The organism is Rhizobium quercicola (assembly GCF_021168455.1).
Classification (GTDB): Bacteria; Pseudomonadota; Alphaproteobacteria; order Rhizobiales; family Rhizobiaceae; genus Ferranicluibacter; species Ferranicluibacter quercicola.
Map to the genome: position 1 here is coordinate 233,858 of NZ_JAJOZR010000009.1, position 14,756 is coordinate 248,613.

Below are 14,756 nucleotides of genomic sequence, written 5' to 3' on the forward strand. Positions count from 1 at the left end.
GCGGCTCGCACTGGTGCCCGACAGGATAATGCAGGGCTTGACTCCATCAATAATTCAAATCGCATACGCAAAGGGTGTTTCCGTCTATGTGCGCGACGTAGGCAACCGCTTTCTTGTCGGACATCTCGGCAACATGCGTGTCTCGATAGGCTGATCATCGAAAGAACCCAACCCATCTCGCGCTACAATGCCCTCGGCGAGGAGGGACTAGCGGGCGCGAGAGAGCAGAGGACAAGGATTGTCACCTTGACCCCGTTGCTCAAGGGGCGGTTGGGATGGTGTTCGTCATGTCTTCCCGTTTGTCTGAGGCAAGGGTTAGGGGCTCGGACAGCGTTCACTTTCCAACGTGCGCCTGGAGGTGCGCCGGATAACGGTCGCCGACGATTTCGATCTTCGCAAGCGCATCGGCGATCCCTGAAGCGTCCTTTTCCGAGAGCTCGACCTTTACAGCCCCGAGATTTTCATCAAGACGATGCACTTTGGTCGTGCCGGGGATCGGCGCGATCCAGGGCTTTTGCGCGAGCAGCCAAGCCAGCGCGATCTGAGCAGGCGTGACACCCTTGGTCTGAGCAATTCTGGTGAGAGCTTCGACCAGAGCCTTGTTGGCTTTCAGATTTTCGGCTTGGAAACGCGGGAGGGAACTGCGGAAATCGCCAGGGCTGAAGGTTACTGTCTCGTCGATCTTGCCAGTCAGGACACCCCTGCCAAGCGGGCTGAACGGCACGAAGCCGATGCCCAGTTCTTCCAGCAGCGGGATGATCTCCTTTTCCGGCTCTCGCCAGAACAGCGAATATTCACTCTGAAGCGCCGTCACCGGCAGGATGGCGTGCGCCTTGCGGATTGTCTGCGGACCGGCCTCGGAAAGACCGAAGTGCTTCACCTTGCCCTCGGCGATCAGGTCTTTGACGGTCCCCGCGACATCCTCGATCGGCACGGCCGGATCGACGCGATGCTGGTAGAGGAGGTCGATCACGTCGGTGCGGAGCCGCCTCAGCGAGGCTTCGACCGATCGACGGACATAGTCCGGGCGGCTGTTTAAATGCTGACTGCCATCGGGGCTTGGAAGCTCGAAGCCGAACTTGGTGGCGATGACAACCTTCTCACGGATCGGCTGCAACGCTTCTCCGACCACGTCCTCGTTGGTGAACGGCCCATAGACCTGCGCGGTGTCGAAGAAGGTCACGCCGCGGTCGTGTGCCGCCCGGATGAGGGTGACCGCATCCTTGGTCTCGGTGGGCGTCCCGTAACCGTGGCTCAGACCCATGCAGCCGAGGCCGAGAGCGGATACCTCAAGCGTGCCGATGTTTCGTTTTTGCATGCCAGTCTCCTTGATCAGGCCGCGCGCTTAGCGGGCACAAGTTGATCCCTGTCGATAGTGTCGCGACGGCGGGCCGCGCGCACGATCGTCATAAGGACAACCACCAAAGTCAGCTCCAGCATTACTGTTCCCGCGTCAACTGCAAACGACCCGGTAAAGCGGTGAGGTCGGTTCCGGCCAGGCCAATCGATTCGACGGCGGCGACCGCGATCAGAATGCTGAGGCCCGCGCTACTTTTCTGGTGGGCGAAGATAAACAGTTAGCGGCGACCAGAGATATGGTCAGCGCAGGCACCTAAAGGCAGAAAGTCACACGCATGGCGACGTCCGGAGATTCCACGTCGTGTGGATCCTCCTTGTTAGACAAATGCGGAATTAGGTAGCAGATTCCACAAGATTATGCCCTCGGATAACACTACCTTCTGGTTGTGAAACCGGAGTGCGGAAATGTCGGACGTGGTAGAGGAACTGAAGGCCAAGCTGGCGGAAAAGAAAGACCGACTGGAAGCGATCCGTGTCGAACAGGCGGCTCTTGAGGAAGAGGTGATTGCCTTCGAGACCGTGATCGCCTGCTACGATCCCAGCATTCGTCCGAGCGGTACGGCTAGTTTTAGACGGCCTGTTTCAACTGGAGGCCTCACTCCGACCAAGCGGGTCACCGCGCTGCTGAAGGGCAGGAACTCGCGCCATATCGTGCTCGAGATTCTAAGATGGGCAGAGCGTCCTGTCGCCGCCGCTGAAATCGCCCAGAGTTTCGTCGACAAGGAACAACTGGCCGACAGAGCGGCGGGACTGAGCAGCCATATCACCAGCCGCTTCGCCACGGTCCTGAATGGTCTGCGAGAGCAGGGACTTGTTCGCTTCGAACCATCCGAAGACGGCAATAGTCGCCGTCTCTGGGAGATCGCAAGATAGACGCGGCGACCAACGATCAGATCGTGGTGGTTTTTCTGAAAATCTTCATATTGGCTCTCCTTTCCTAAAGGATCACTTTCGGCCTCGCGATACGCAAGAGAAATCCAGGTTCACCTCCCAGCCACTAACGAAAATGTGGAATCCATACCGAGGTCCCGAGACCCTAACCTTATGATGGGGGCAAGGTCTGCATGCCATGGTGTTGAAGATATCTCCGCAGGCATAGTTACGCACAGTCCTTGTCAATCGCGCCTGATTCACATATATATGTGAAGAAACGGAGGGTTGCTCCATGTTGAAGAACACGACCATGAATTTGCCAGATGAACTGGTTGCGAAGGTTAGAGCGTATGCCGCGCAAAATCGGACAACTATGACTGCGATCGTGCGCGAGCATTTTGAGGCGATCACCGAACCGGAGAGAGAAATTTCGGACGAAGACCCGCTTCTGGCGTACTCAAAAGGGATGCTGTCAAGACGGGAGGCAGTTCGTCGCCTTGGTCTGAGGGACTACGCCGAACTGCTCGTCGCGCTCGGAGATGCCGATCTTCCCATGCCTCTTCCCCCGGCACACGAAATCGAGAATCAGGCTGCCACCTTCGCAAGGCTTTGGAGGATGGGATGAAGAGGTGCACAATCATCCTGCCCGACGCCGGTCCGATCAATAGTCTGTGGGTGGCTGATCGGCTTGATCTTCTACTCGAACTTGATATGCGGATTGTTGTCGTTGACGCTGTCTACGACGAACTAACCAGCGATTTTTCCTACCTCAAAGATGCCGAAGTTAAAGACTTCATCGATGGCAACTCTCCACCTTTCGTGATTGAGCGCACAGACATAGGCGAAACCGAACGGCAAAAGCGGCGACTTGGACAAAAGCTGAAAAAGAACGCCGGAGAACTCGCCATGGTCGATTTCATCTCCGATGAAGGAGGCCTTGAACGCTATCTTAGGGCCAGCGATCCTGTCGCGATCTTGTTTGAGGACGCGGGCTTGAGGGTGTTCAACCGACCACCGAATCTGCACCTGATCTCAACCGTCGGATTGCTCCGGGGATTGGAGGATGTGGGTGTGATAGCATCGGCAGACCAAGTGATAGATGAAATGCTTCATCCCACCAAACCTGGCAGAAGACCCGAGGACGCCAGAAAGTTCACCGATCTCCCTGACGGAGTCGATGAACCCGCAGCCATTGGAAGCACCTGGAAGCCCTGAACGATAGGCAGTCGGTCTCCGTGTTTTGCCGCTTAGTCGTGATTCCACATTTTCGTTAGTGGCTGGGGTTCACCTCAGGTATTGCTGTTTCTCGACTGTCGTGGCCTCAGTCCACACTTGGTCATCGATACGCTCCGCCGCGCCCTGCCAGTAGCCACAGAGGTTCTCCGAGGTCGTTCGGTGCGTCACCGTCCGCAACACGTCCGCCAGTTGCCAGCGAAGCACGCGCTTCAGGATCGCCAGACCCACGAGATCGCCGTACGAGGTATGCTCGTCCGCCGTCATTACCGTATTCGGCTGGGTGTAATCTCGAACGGCCGCCCAGGCAGCCTTCGCGTTCTCGTCTGATACGACGCGGGTAACGGTGCGGTTCGGCGCGTCCGGATTATGCTCACGCAGGGACAACACGCACATCCGTTTGCCGTTGGTGTCACGCCGACGATCAATACGGTCCTCGGCCTTGTTCTCCGGCTTGATGTGACCACCGATGTACTTGCCGTCGATCTGGACGGAGCCCCAAAGCTTCATCTTTGCCCGGCGCTTGCCGACAGCCTCCCTGATCTTCGCCAACAGAACCCACGCGGTTTTGTACTCGACGCAGAGCTTTCGGGTCAGGTGCAGGGCGGCCAGCCCCTTCACGGCGGTCACTTCCTCCCAGATCGCCATCAGGAGTTTCTTGAAGGAGAGCTTCCGCGAGTGAAAGACCGTACCCGAGGTCACCGAGAATTCGCGCATGCAATCCCCGTCCGAGCAACTGAACCGACGACGGCGGATGCTGTAGGGATCGGTGTCGCCGCACTTGGGGCAGAACGGCTCGCCGCCGTTGGCCGACCAGCGGAAACCGCAGAACAGGCCGTAGGCCTCCGCCTCGCTCAGTCCCCAGACGGCCTCGGGATCGACGTTGCGCGCCTTCTTGGTCAGCAGGAAGTGCTGACCGTATTCGTCCTTGGGGTCAGGCCAAAGGCAACGCTCGTATTTCCAACCTCTTGGCCTAGTCTTCGAAGGGGTCGTAGGCGTTGGGACGCAGGATCGGGAGAGTGATGGAGGACAATGGTCACCTCAGAACAAGAAACACATGCTGACGTCCGCCTCTGGGGCGGGGTGAAGTCGTCAGCCTATTCGTGTTGCTCTCGTAACCATGTCGATCTCATACCAGGCGCGAGGGCGAGAGTCGATCGAGGTGCTGCTAACTGGTTAACTATCCATTAAAGGTTGAATTTTTCGCCAGTAATCAACTTTGTGGCATTTGCTACCTAATTCCGGACAAATGCGTAATGACTGGCTTTGCAAAACATTGCCCTTTGACTAGCAAAGGCTCTTCTATGCGTCCTCATCTTCATAGGCTTGAGCGTTTTCCGCTTCCGCCTCAAGGTCACCACAGCAAGCGTTGACTCAAGGAGCCGTTTGGTGGAGAACATAACAAGAACACCGACATGCGTCAGCTACCTGCCATCAACCTCTTTTTTCCTCTGCATAAGGAACGAAAATGGTCACTGCCGATCAAGCAATTATCGCGCTCCTGCGGGACCTTGCCATCGAGCCGGCAACGGACATAAGCCTCTACGAGGTCGGACCACCTCTCACCGCAAAGGGTGTCGCCCAGGATCAGATCCTTCAAGGCCTCTACTTCTTACAGCGGCAGAAAATCATCGACGTCGCTGGCAATCGCCTTCATCTGCTGAAGTCGGTTAGCCCGACCGCCATGAGCCTGTAGCCTTCTGCGACAATGAACGCCCGGCGACTTTGTCGGTCGAAGAATCCGCTCAGCCCGCTGAAGTTTACTTCCATCGTCGCATGGTCGGGCTCGAACTTGGACTGCAGTTGGCACGCGTGACGATCTCTTCGGCGGCAACCATCACATGGGGCGCGCAGCCCTTGGGCGGCACACGTTTTGCCACGGAACGTTGGATCCGCAGGACGCGTCGGCGTTATCTGGACATGATGGCGCTGTTCATGACCGGCATCGCCATCGTAGAGATTTTTCTAGGTCAGCAAAATGACGGAGCGTCAGCAGGCGAGGGGTCGGATCTTCATCGTGCGATCTGGATCGCCGTCGACATGGAACGTAGCCATGGAATGGGAGAGTACCTGGCTTCCTATGGCGATGTCGGCGATAGGCGGCTGGATGAGATCAAGCATCTCGATCCGCACCTGATGGTCAGGGTGGACGGCGTTCTGCGGGAGCAGCTTGCTCGGGCGAAGGATATTATCGAGCGTCATCGGGGCGCATCCGTACGGCTTCGTCAGGACCTGCTGGAGCGATTGGATCTGTCGGGGGAGGAGGTCTTGGCGGTGTTCAGCTACTAGAACCTGCCGCAATAGCTCGGTGTCCGTTCTCTCACGAATCGTTGGTCTCGCTCAGTGTCACAGATCTAGCCAGTATGCGGTGGATGACCCCATCATCAAAGGCTTTGGCGAGCATTCCTTCATTGAAGCGGTCGCCGCGGATCAACGTCGTCAGCAGATGTACGAGATCATCGATTGTCGCGGTCTCGATAGCACCTGCCGCCGTATAGAGCCGCCTGTAGCGTTCTCTTTCGTCCGCGCCCGACCAGTTGATTTCAGGTCGTACCCAGTTTCCAGCATCGACCGCGGAAACGAAGATTTGCGCTTCAGGCGAGAGTATATAGCAGGGAACTTGGCCGATGCCGTCGGCAATCTCACCACCGGCCCAAAATCCGAACGGAAGACGCGGGTCGGCAAATAGATTAGCTATCGGTGCGAGTGATTTTAAGTTCGGTGGTAGCTGCATCGTGTTTCCGGGCGGTTAAGGTCGTTGGAAGTCCTATGTCCGTTCAGAAGCGCGGTTCACCTTCGTGCATCGCGCCCGAGCGCTTCAGCATGCCGGAAGCAACAATCCCTGCCAAGCCGCCGCCCAGAATGACGACGTCGATGATCGGCTGATCGCCAATGACACGCGGGGGGAACCCAGGACTTCGCAGGAAGCTCATCACTCGCACCGAGCGGGCAGTTGTCATCGATGCGATTTTCGAGAACGGAGTCGATGCCGAACTTGAGGGGCATCTCCAGGCGATCTTCGACTTTTCTGCCAAACTTTCCACGGTCCCGCAACAGGCGACAGAAGTAGACGCGAGAGCGCTCGGCGATGTCGGGTTCGACGAACGACAGCAGTTGGACCTGGTGATTTCTTCAGCGGTCTTTGACTCGGCGAACCGGCACATGCACACGCTCGATGAAGCAGTTCGGGACGGGGGTCCCAACAGGTCCACTCAGATCGTCGGAGGCGAGGCTATACGAATATTGCGCTTCTCAGATGTGGCTGGGTGATTCACGTCAACACGTCCTCAATAAAATTTTGCTAAGAAGCAATCGGTTGGGGATAAAATGATGACGGCAGAATGGCAGACACTTGTAGGCAACTTCGCATGCGTCGCGCTCATTATCTCAGCGTGGATGCATGTAGGATACCGGCTCTACGGGCTGTCGAAGCTCCAGCAGCAGGCATGTCTGGGGGCCGTGCTTGGTCTGGGATCCATCGCATCCATGGCGCTGTCGATCCGTTTCGATCAAGGGGTCTATCTGGATCTTCGTCTGTCGATGATCATGACGTCGGGCGTGCTTGGCGGCCCTGTATCGCTGCTGGTGACAGTGCTCATCGCGGGTGCGTTCCGGCTTTTCCTCGGAGGTGCAGCAGCGGGCATCGGTATCCTGGCAATCGCGATCATGGCCATCAGCGCGCTGGCGCTCGGGACCGTCCTTGACCGTTGTAAGGCGACCGACCGGCTGTCCGTGATCGTCAGCGCCCTTGCGGCAGCGGGACTGTCTGTCGCTGTCCTGAATTTGCTGCCGAATGATCTCTTCGAACGCGCGATGAGCCAGCTTGCCGTTCCGATCGCCCTTGCGAACTTCGCTGCGACGGCCGCGGCGGGGCTTGCAATCCGGTATTTCGGCTCATTCACGCTTGAGCGGGATATTCTACATGCAGCTCTGACGCAGGCTCCCGACTTCCATTATGTGAAAGATCTGAAGGGCAGGTTCGTTGTTACGAACAGGAACGTTGCCCATCATCATGGGCGAAGCCGATCCTCCGAGATGATCGGCCTCAGTGACTTCGACCTGGAGCCTGCAGACAGGGCACAGGCGCTGTTCGAGCGCGAGCAGGCTATCCTGCAGTCCGGCGAAGCCCTCGTCGATTTCGAAGAGTGCATAGACCGAGGAGAGGCGACGAGGCGCTGGTACTCCACGTCGAAGGTGCCGCTCAGGAACCGTCAGGGCCATCTGGTGGGTCTGGCGGGTGTCACCACGGATATTACCGAGCGGAAGCGACTGGCCCAGGATCTTCAAGACAGTCGGGACCTCATGGCCCGAGCCATGGCGCAGATGTCTGACGGTCTGGCTATGTTCGATCGAGCCGGCACGCTCCTGTTCTGCAACGAACAATACCGCGCTATCTTTCCGCGCTCGGCTTACGCCCGCGTGCCCGGAGCGCACATCACTGACATCATCCGTGCCGTCGTAAGAAACGGGGAACGGAAAGGTCTGCCTGTCGATGCCAGCGAAGAACAGATCCAGGACCTGGCCGCGACGCTGCAGGTTGCCAAGGACGAACTCATCCACCTGTGCGACGACAGGTGGTTGAGCCTGCGGACCCGCGTTGCTGAGGATGGTTCCGCAATGGTCGTGGCTTCGGATGTCACGCTCATGAAGCGCTCCGAAGAAGGCCTACGACAGATGGCGCTGGAGATGAAAGGCTTGTCGACGACGGACGCGCTGACCGGTCTTGCCAACCGGAGGGCTTTCGACGAGGCCATCGCTGGAGACCTTGCCGATAGCCGCCGTTCAGGTTCTCCACTCTCGTTCCTTCTCCTCGACGTCGACAGGTTCAAGGCATTCAACGATACCTACGGCCATGCGGCAGGCGATGACTGCCTGAAACTGGTCGGCGGCGCCATCGGGAAGGCGGCCCGCCGCAAGTCCGATACCGCCGCACGGTATGGAGGGGAGGAGTTCTGCCTTGTTCTACCTGGCGTGGCGCTGGAGGAAGCCATGAGAATTGCAGACGATCTGCGCCACGCCATCCGCACCCTTGCAGTCACCCATGTGGCAAGCGAGGCTGGCATCGTGACCGCGAGCATCGGAGTGGTTTGTATGCAGTACCCGCCGGACACCCTTGTCTCATCTGATATCGTCAAGATGGCCGATGAAGCCCTTTACCGTGCGAAGAGCCTGGGGCGCGACCGCACGGAGGCGAATGTGACAGCACTGGCGCGTGCTGGGTGAATTGAGCCTTCTTCCCAGGCGTATGACTCTCTTTGTCAATGTTCATTGCTGCGCGAGTGTATTTGGTAAAGGGGAGAGATGTGACTGGCTCAAGAGAGGTACTGCTGGTTAAGGAGCCTTGCCCCGAAAGCTGAGTCAGTGTGCAAGCGTTCCTCTTAACTTACCCGTAATCCAATGAAGTTAGAGTGGCTCTTCGCCTGAGGCTGATGACAATACTTGAGTCTTCCTGACGCAGGACTGCTGATTACGTTGTCAGAAAGAGCATATATCATGAATGCGTGCATGACAAAGTATCGGTTCCTGCTGGTCGTTGTCCTGCTCGCAGTGCCAAGCATTGTGTTTGGCTGGCTGTTCGTTTCGCAAAGTCAGAAGGCGATCACGTTTGCTATTACCGAACGCGCCGGCATCGAATATCTCCGAGCTGTCATCCCCCTGTTCGAAGACCTGGCAAGCGGCAGCTCGTCTGCCGGAACCCAATATCTCACGACATTCGATGCGGTCCGCGCCGAAATGGATCCGCGTTTTGGCTCAAGCCCGTTTTCCAACGCGGTCAAAGTCGCACTTTCCGCTGAAAGCGTCGATCCGGAAGCGGTCCGTTATGCGTTGCTTGCGTTGATCTCCGCTATCAGCGACGAAACCGGTCTTACAATCGATCCGGAGATCGATAGCTATTATCTCATACAGACGATGATCTTCCAGACGCCGCAGGTCATCGCGTCGATCGACGCGCTATCGCAGATGATGTCTTCCAGCCAGGCGGTTCCCGCAGCTTTGTCCCAGAACGCGTCGTGGCTGTTCCTCGAAACGATGCGGCTCGAAGATGCGCTCAAGGGCATGCGACAGACATACAAACATGCCTTGGCTGCCAACTTGGACGGATCACTCGAGCGAAAGCTCTCGACCAAGGTCGAACTTGCCATGCGCTCGGTCCATCTCATGTCTATCTCCGGACACAGGGTCAGGGCGAGCCTTCTCGAGGGGCCGTTCCGCAGGGGCGAGGATTTCGTGCCGACAGATGGAAAGGCCGAGAAGAAGCTTGTCATCCAGGCCTGGAGCGCGATGAGCGACAATCTGGAGCGCCTAATAGAGCAACGGTTGGATGGCCTGCGAGGGAAACGCAATCTGGCACTACAGTTGTCGAGCGTCGCCGCCGTGGTGGTCTTCTTCATAGGGTTGAGCGTGTTCCGTTCGCTCATTGTCGAGCTGGACCAAAGAATCGTCTTTCTCGCCCATCACGATGCGATGACACAGTTGAAGAACCGGGCCGCCTTCTCGAACGAGATGTCGATCCTGATTGCCGAGGTGCAGGCAAACGGTGGAGGGTTCGCCATTCATGCCGTCGATCTCGATGGGTTCAAGGGGATTAACGACACGTTGGGTCATCATGTTGGGGACCAGGTTCTGCAGGATGTGGCAGTGCGTCTTCTGGGACTGGTTTCGAACGGGGATATTGTCGGGCGACGGGGTGGCGACGAGTTTGTCGTGTTGCAGAACGGCTATACGGCTGGAAGCGTCGAGACGTTCTCCCAGCGGATCCTGAAGGCTTTGCGAGACCCGGTCGTGATATCAGACAAACCCGTGAGTTTGAGCGCGTCCGTCGGGACGGCGATCTTCGGCTACCACGGCGACAGCGAAGCCAAGCTCATGCAGGCGGCGGATTTCGCTCTTTATGAGGCTAAACGTTTGGGAAAAAATCAAGCACGCCTTTTCGATGCCAAAATGGAAGCCGAGCAGCGCAGAAAGGTCGAGCTGGAAGAGCGCGTTCGTGAGGCTGCTGCTCGGCTTGAGTTCACGCTCGCATATCAGCCGCAGTACAGCTCCGACGGCTCCAAGATCACCGGGTTTGAGGCCCTGCTTCGAATGGATGATGGCAATGGCAAGCCAGTTCCACCGGTCGAGTTCATTCCCGTTCTAGAATCCCTCGGATTGATCTGTGAAGTAGGCAGATGGGTTTTGCTGCAGGCATGCAAGACAGCGGCTGAACTGCCGGATGACATCGTAATTGCGGCAGAAGCAGAGCGGATGCACCGGGAGCGACAGGAAGAACAGCACCACATCCACGACCTGGAACTGCGGCAGGCCCGCTACGAGGCGAGCCTTGCCGAGCGGCGTTATGCGGCATGCGATCCCGACAACCGCCTCATTGCCGCGCAGCTTGAGAAGAATTGGGAAACAGCGCTCCGCCGTGTGCGGGATCTGGAAGGGCGCAAGCCTGCCGAAAGTCCTTCGACCATCGAGGTCGACCCAGCCACCTTCGCGAACTTGGCTGACAATCTGCAGTCGGCCTGGGATTCGCCGGATGTGACCATGCGCGTGCGCCAACAACTGCTGCGCACGCTCATCGCCGACATTGTCGTTGATGTCGACGATGCGGTGCGTGACGTGGTGCTGACGATCCATTGGAAGGGTGGTCAGCATTCAGAGCTCAGGGTCCGCAAACCTCAGAGTGGCGAACATGGATGCGCCACCGCAGAGGATGCTCTGGCGGTGATGCGGAGCATGGCTGGCCGCTGGTCCGATGAACATATCGCCGCGTCGCTTAATCGAATGGGCATGCCCACCGGGCAAGGAAAAACCTGGACCGCGCACCGTGTCGCTTCGGTAAGGCGGGTACGCGCCATCCAAGCCTACAAATCAGCCGACAAAGACGGCGAATGGCTGACCATGACCGAGGCTGCGGCGGTGTTGGGCGTGACCAATCATCGGATTCGACATCTGATCAAGACGAAGGCGTTGTCTGCCGAGCAGGTGGTTCCCGGCGCGCCGTATCAAATCCGCGCCTGCGACCTCAATTCTGCGGCCGTCCGAACTGCGATAGCGCGTAAGGGTCGCCCGTGTCGCCTTGCTGACGCCGACACGCTTCCAATGTTTACAGATAGTTAGAGAAGGAGTGCATAATGACTCAGGTCCGCCTATCGGCCGGATGGTTCTCTCGACGGTGTTGTTGTCGATCTCGACGCGTCCGTCGGTCAGGAAGACGCAAAGGCCATCCCAGTATTTGGCGATGTAGGCCAGAGCTTCACCAAGCGGCGATTTGCCAGCGACGCGGGCACGATAATGCTTGAGCCAGGTCCGCATGTCCGCGACCAATAGGGCTGACCGTGCCTGCCTCCCGGCGAGGCGGGTGTTGGCGTCGAGACCGCGCAGCTCTGCTTCGATGCGATAGAGTTCGCCGATCCGCTTCACGCCATTCTCCGCAATCGGAGTCGAGCCGGTGCGAGTGATCTCGACCAGCTTCCGCCTTGCATGTGCCCAACAGTAGGCAAGCCGGATGTCCGGTCCAACGCGATCCGGAGCGATCAGCCGATTATATCCGGCATAGCCGTCGACCTGAAGGACGCCCGTAAACCCTTGCAATATCCGTTCTGCATGCTGCCCACCGCGACCTGGAGCATAGGTGAAGGCGACGCCCGGCGGCGCTCCTCCACTCCATGGTCTGTCGTCACGAGCCAGCGCCCAGAAGTATCCAGTTTTGGTTTTACGGGAACCGGGATCGAGCACCGGTGCACGAGTTTCGTCCATGAACAGCTTGGTCGAGCGCTTCAAATCGGCGATCAGAGCGTTGAAGACCGGGCGAAGCTCGAATGCCGCCCGGCCGACCCAGTCAGCTAGAGTTGAGCGGTCGAGATCAATCCCCTGGCGGCTCATGATTTGGGCTTGGCGGTAGAGCGGCAGATGGTCGGCGTACTTCGACACCAACACATGTGCGATTGTCGCCTCGGTTGGCAATCCTGCATGGATTAGCCGCGCAGGTGCTACAGCCTGCAATACGCCGTCGGTGCAGGCGCGGCAGGCATATTTGGGACGGCGCGTGACGATGACGCGGAACTGCACAGGAATGACATCCAGCCGCTCGGAGACGTCCTCACCGATGCAATGCAGGCCGCCACCACAGGTGCAGATCAAGCTTTCCGGCTCAATGACCTCTTCGACGCGAGGAAGGTGGGCAGAAAGAGAACCACGATTGGCGGCGCGAGATTTGGGGTGCGGCTTACCCGGAGCGCTGTCGGCCTCGTCTTCGGCATGGATCGCCGCAATGGCCGTTTCCAAGTCTTCCAGTGCAAGATCGAATTGCTCAGGATCGGCCTTCTCGGATTTACGACCGAAAGCGGCCTGCTTGAAAGCGGCAACCAGCTTCTCCAGCCGTTCGATCCGCTCATCCTTGCGGACTTCACGCGCTTGCGCCGCGATCAGCATCGCCTTCAGGGCAGCGATATCGTCCGGCAAATCGGCGGCGTCCAACATGCCGGAAGTTTATCAAATTCTCCCTCGACTTGCCGCCGGGATTTGTCGCCCGAGTCATCGTGTCGCACCTATTCGATTGCTGTCGGCGCTCTTGCCTCAACGGGACGGACCCTGCGCCAATCGAGCCCGGCAAACAGCGCCTCGAACTGTGCGTGTCCCAAGGTCATCAGGCCGTCCCTGACGCCCGGCCAGGTGAAGGTGTGCTCCTCCAGCCGCTTGTAGGCCATCACCAGTCCGCTGCCATCCCAGTAGATTAGCTTCAATCGGTCCGCCTTGCGTGATCGGAATACGAACACCGTCCCCGTGAATGGGTCCTTGTGCAGCTCGTTCTTGACCAGCGCCGCCAATCCATCGTGACCCTTGCGGAAATCGACAGGCTTGGTCGCCACCATGATCCGAACCCGGTTCGATGGAAAGATCATGCCGGAACCGCACAGGCACGTGCGACAGCGGCGATCCGAGCGGCAGTCGCCCCTTCCTCCAGCCGGATAGTGACGGACCCGACTATGATCTCGGGGCGGTTGGCTTTCTTTATCGGCTGCTCCGAAATGGGTGGCTCGACAATCACGGCTGCGAACTCAACTGCGTCCTCGGGTGCTGGCAGAACCAGCTTGCCCTGCCGTGCCATCGTCCGCCAAGTCGACAGGTGGTTCGGCTTCAGGCCATGTCGCTCTGCGACTTCATTCACCAACGCGCCGGGCCGAAGGCTCTCCGAAACGATTTGCGCCTTGACCTCGTCCGGCCAATGCCGATGCGGCTCACGTCCAGACTTCCTGGTCGTGAGAATCTCCAGTGTACTCTCCATGGAGAAACTCCCGTTGCTCGTCCATGGATAGGCGATCTCAGATCACGGCGGCGAGGACAACGTGGGAGCGGAACACCGGTTACGGAACGCTCCGCCGTGTGCGCTATTATCGTCAGCCGTGCCGATGTTGGACGGTCGTTGGAGCGAACGCAATGAGCGAGAAGCATAAGAAGATCTACCATGCCCTGGTCGACGGAGCGACGGATGGCCTCAGCGGCCATCAGCTCTTTGACTATGTCGCCAAGCAGGTGCCGAAGACTTCAAGCAAGAAGATAGTTCGGGCTGCTTTGCTGGCCCTGACAGATCCCGATGTCACGAACAAGCACGTGCTCGACGTCATCTACGCGTTGGCCATCAGGCATCGTCTCGACAGTCTGGGTATCGACACAGACGATGAGGAGGAAGCGCCCGCGAAGGCTGAGCCCGCGCTTTTAAAGAAGTCCCGCAAGAAGCTGGCGGCGGACGTCAGTCCTGCCAGCCTCATTGCATGAGCGCATCCCAGCGTCATAGTGGCTACTGCGTACCCCCTGACGTGGAGATTCTGGCGGACGACCGCACCGATGTCGATCCCTCGGCATCGGTGCGGTGAGAATACTTCAGAAGTCACGTTGCAGGCGGACCGTCCCGCCAAAGGCGCGTTCGTCGCCGCGGCTGCCGCCGAACTTGGTGTAGTTCAATTCCGGCTGAAGGCTCAGCCCGTCAACAACGGCGTATTTTACGTTCACCGCGCCGGCGAACGTGCCGTCTTCTTCATAAGCAACCTGCGTGTTCAGCGAGGCCTTCCTCGTGATCTTGGCTGTAAAGCCACCCCAAGCGGCATATTCGCCATTCCAGGACGCAAAGAAATTACGGCGACGCGAACCGCCAGGCCCATCCGAGTTACCCCAGTCAGACTGGTACCCACCCATTGCAAAGACGGAAAAGGTCTTGTTGAGAACAAGATCGAGGCGTGCCTTGCCGGCAAAGGTTTCGGCATGTGCATCATAGCCGCCGATGATGGTGAAGCCGCCCCAGTCCT

General features: G+C 58.3%; 14 protein-coding genes and 3 pseudogenes. 8 read left to right on the forward strand and 9 right to left on the reverse strand.

The window, feature by feature from the left end; all coding sequences use genetic code 11:
* Positions 1–334: 334 nt before the first annotated feature.
* On the reverse strand, positions 335–1,318 hold the full coding sequence (locus LRX75_RS15650; protein ID WP_231815673.1) for an aldo/keto reductase: 984 nt from the start codon (positions 1,316–1,318) through the stop codon (positions 335–337).
* A 446-nt stretch (positions 1,319–1,764) separates the two neighbouring features.
* Here LRX75_RS15650 and LRX75_RS15655 point away from each other — a divergent pair, with 446 nt between their 5' ends.
* The 3 genes from LRX75_RS15655 to LRX75_RS15665 all read left to right on the forward strand — a co-directional run bounded on the left by LRX75_RS15655 (position 1,765) and on the right by LRX75_RS15665 (position 3,447).
* Positions 1,765–2,232: a hypothetical protein gene (locus tag LRX75_RS15655; RefSeq protein ID WP_231815674.1), complete on the forward strand. Its 468-nt coding sequence runs from the start codon at positions 1,765–1,767 to the stop codon at positions 2,230–2,232.
* 292 nt (positions 2,233–2,524) lie between these two features.
* Complete coding sequence (locus tag LRX75_RS15660) at positions 2,525–2,857, forward strand: hypothetical protein (RefSeq protein ID WP_231815675.1); 333 nt, start codon at positions 2,525–2,527, stop codon at positions 2,855–2,857.
* A complete protein-coding gene (locus LRX75_RS15665; RefSeq protein WP_132714679.1) occupies positions 2,854–3,447 on the forward strand; it encodes a hypothetical protein in 594 nt (197 codons plus the stop codon). Before LRX75_RS15660 ends, LRX75_RS15665 begins: the two co-directional genes overlap by 4 nt.
* A 69-nt stretch (positions 3,448–3,516) precedes the next feature.
* On the opposite strand, the gene LRX75_RS15670 is transcribed toward LRX75_RS15665, so the two are convergent.
* Entirely contained in the window at positions 3,517–4,182 is a 666-nt protein-coding gene (locus tag LRX75_RS15670) for an IS1595 family transposase (RefSeq protein WP_231815676.1), read from the reverse strand.
* Positions 4,183–4,194: 12 nt separating this feature from the next.
* A pseudogene (locus LRX75_RS23430) lies at positions 4,195–4,371 on the reverse strand (transposase); the annotation flags it as partial.
* 562 nt (positions 4,372–4,933) lie between these two features.
* Between LRX75_RS23430 and LRX75_RS15675 the strand changes: the two are divergent.
* Together LRX75_RS15675 and LRX75_RS15680 are read left to right on the forward strand one after the other, a co-directional pair.
* Positions 4,934–5,161: a hypothetical protein gene (locus LRX75_RS15675; RefSeq protein WP_231815677.1), complete on the forward strand. Its 228-nt coding sequence runs from the start codon at positions 4,934–4,936 to the stop codon at positions 5,159–5,161.
* A 29-nt stretch (positions 5,162–5,190) separates the two neighbouring features.
* On the forward strand, positions 5,191–5,754 hold the full coding sequence (locus LRX75_RS15680; RefSeq protein ID WP_231815678.1) for an ATP-dependent metallopeptidase FtsH/Yme1/Tma family protein: 564 nt from the start codon (positions 5,191–5,193) through the stop codon (positions 5,752–5,754).
* Positions 5,755–5,785: 31 nt separating this feature from the next.
* Here the strand turns inward: LRX75_RS15680 and LRX75_RS15685 are convergent, their stop codons facing one another.
* Together LRX75_RS15685 and LRX75_RS15690 are read right to left on the reverse strand one after the other, a co-directional pair.
* Positions 5,786–6,199, reverse strand: coding sequence for a DUF6508 domain-containing protein (locus tag LRX75_RS15685; protein WP_110737833.1), 414 nt, complete (start codon positions 6,197–6,199; stop codon positions 5,786–5,788).
* Between the two features lie 73 nt (positions 6,200–6,272).
* Positions 6,273–6,471 (reverse strand): annotated as a pseudogene (locus LRX75_RS15690) (hypothetical protein); the annotation flags it as partial.
* 321 nt (positions 6,472–6,792) lie between these two features.
* Here LRX75_RS15690 and LRX75_RS15695 point away from each other — a divergent pair.
* Together LRX75_RS15695 and LRX75_RS15700 are read left to right on the forward strand one after the other, a co-directional pair.
* On the forward strand, positions 6,793–8,688 hold the full coding sequence (locus tag LRX75_RS15695; RefSeq protein WP_231815679.1) for a diguanylate cyclase: 1,896 nt from the start codon (positions 6,793–6,795) through the stop codon (positions 8,686–8,688).
* A gap of 1,059 nt (positions 8,689–9,747) precedes the next feature.
* Positions 9,748–10,665, forward strand: a pseudogene (locus LRX75_RS15700) (diguanylate cyclase domain-containing protein); the annotation flags it as partial.
* A gap of 657 nt (positions 10,666–11,322) precedes the next feature.
* Here the strand turns inward: LRX75_RS15700 and tnpC are convergent.
* The 3 genes from tnpC to tnpA form a co-directional block, all read right to left on the reverse strand.
* Complete coding sequence (gene tnpC / locus LRX75_RS15705; protein WP_231815680.1) at positions 11,323–12,933, reverse strand: IS66 family transposase; 1,611 nt, start codon at positions 12,931–12,933, stop codon at positions 11,323–11,325.
* A 68-nt stretch (positions 12,934–13,001) separates the two neighbouring features.
* Positions 13,002–13,355 carry an IS66 family insertion sequence element accessory protein TnpB gene (gene tnpB / locus LRX75_RS15710; RefSeq protein ID WP_231815681.1) on the reverse strand — a complete coding sequence of 118 codons (354 nt, stop codon included), beginning with the start codon at positions 13,353–13,355 and terminating at the stop codon, positions 13,002–13,004.
* Positions 13,352–13,738 carry an IS66-like element accessory protein TnpA gene (gene tnpA, locus LRX75_RS15715; RefSeq protein WP_231815682.1) on the reverse strand — a complete coding sequence of 129 codons (387 nt, stop codon included), beginning with the start codon at positions 13,736–13,738 and terminating at the stop codon, positions 13,352–13,354. Before tnpA ends, tnpB begins: the two co-directional genes overlap by 4 nt.
* 152 nt (positions 13,739–13,890) lie before the next feature.
* Here tnpA and LRX75_RS15720 point away from each other — a divergent pair, with 152 nt between their 5' ends.
* On the forward strand, positions 13,891–14,229 hold the full coding sequence (locus LRX75_RS15720; RefSeq protein ID WP_231815683.1) for a hypothetical protein: 339 nt from the start codon (positions 13,891–13,893) through the stop codon (positions 14,227–14,229).
* 105 nt (positions 14,230–14,334) lie between these two features.
* On the opposite strand, the gene LRX75_RS15725 is transcribed toward LRX75_RS15720, so the two are convergent.
* Positions 14,335–14,756 (reverse strand): porin (locus LRX75_RS15725; protein ID WP_231815684.1); only part of this gene is annotated, 422 nt, incomplete at its 5' end.

Excerpts from the sequence above, each read along its gene's own strand:
- LRX75_RS15650 (WP_231815673.1), bottom strand. The coding sequence starts at position 1,318 with ATGCAAAAACGAAACATCGGCACGCTTGAGGTATCCGCTCTCGGCCTC.
- LRX75_RS15655 (WP_231815674.1), top strand. The coding sequence starts at position 1,765 with ATGTCGGACGTGGTAGAGGAACTGAAGGCCAAGCTGGCGGAAAAGAAA.
- LRX75_RS15660 (WP_231815675.1), top strand. The coding sequence starts at position 2,525 with ATGTTGAAGAACACGACCATGAATTTGCCAGATGAACTGGTTGCGAAG.
- LRX75_RS15665 (WP_132714679.1), top strand. The coding sequence starts at position 2,854 with ATGAAGAGGTGCACAATCATCCTGCCCGACGCCGGTCCGATCAATAGT.
- LRX75_RS15670 (WP_231815676.1), bottom strand. The coding sequence starts at position 4,182 with ATGCGCGAATTCTCGGTGACCTCGGGTACGGTCTTTCACTCGCGGAAG.
- LRX75_RS15675 (WP_231815677.1), top strand. The coding sequence starts at position 4,934 with ATGGTCACTGCCGATCAAGCAATTATCGCGCTCCTGCGGGACCTTGCC.
- LRX75_RS15685 (WP_110737833.1), bottom strand. The coding sequence starts at position 6,199 with ATGCAGCTACCACCGAACTTAAAATCACTCGCACCGATAGCTAATCTA.
- LRX75_RS15695 (WP_231815679.1), top strand. The coding sequence starts at position 6,793 with ATGATGACGGCAGAATGGCAGACACTTGTAGGCAACTTCGCATGCGTC.
- tnpC (WP_231815680.1), bottom strand. The coding sequence starts at position 12,933 with ATGTTGGACGCCGCCGATTTGCCGGACGATATCGCTGCCCTGAAGGCG.
- tnpB (WP_231815681.1), bottom strand. The coding sequence starts at position 13,355 with ATGATCTTTCCATCGAACCGGGTTCGGATCATGGTGGCGACCAAGCCT.
- tnpA (WP_231815682.1), bottom strand. The coding sequence starts at position 13,738 with ATGGAGAGTACACTGGAGATTCTCACGACCAGGAAGTCTGGACGTGAG.
- LRX75_RS15720 (WP_231815683.1), top strand. The coding sequence starts at position 13,891 with ATGAGCGAGAAGCATAAGAAGATCTACCATGCCCTGGTCGACGGAGCG.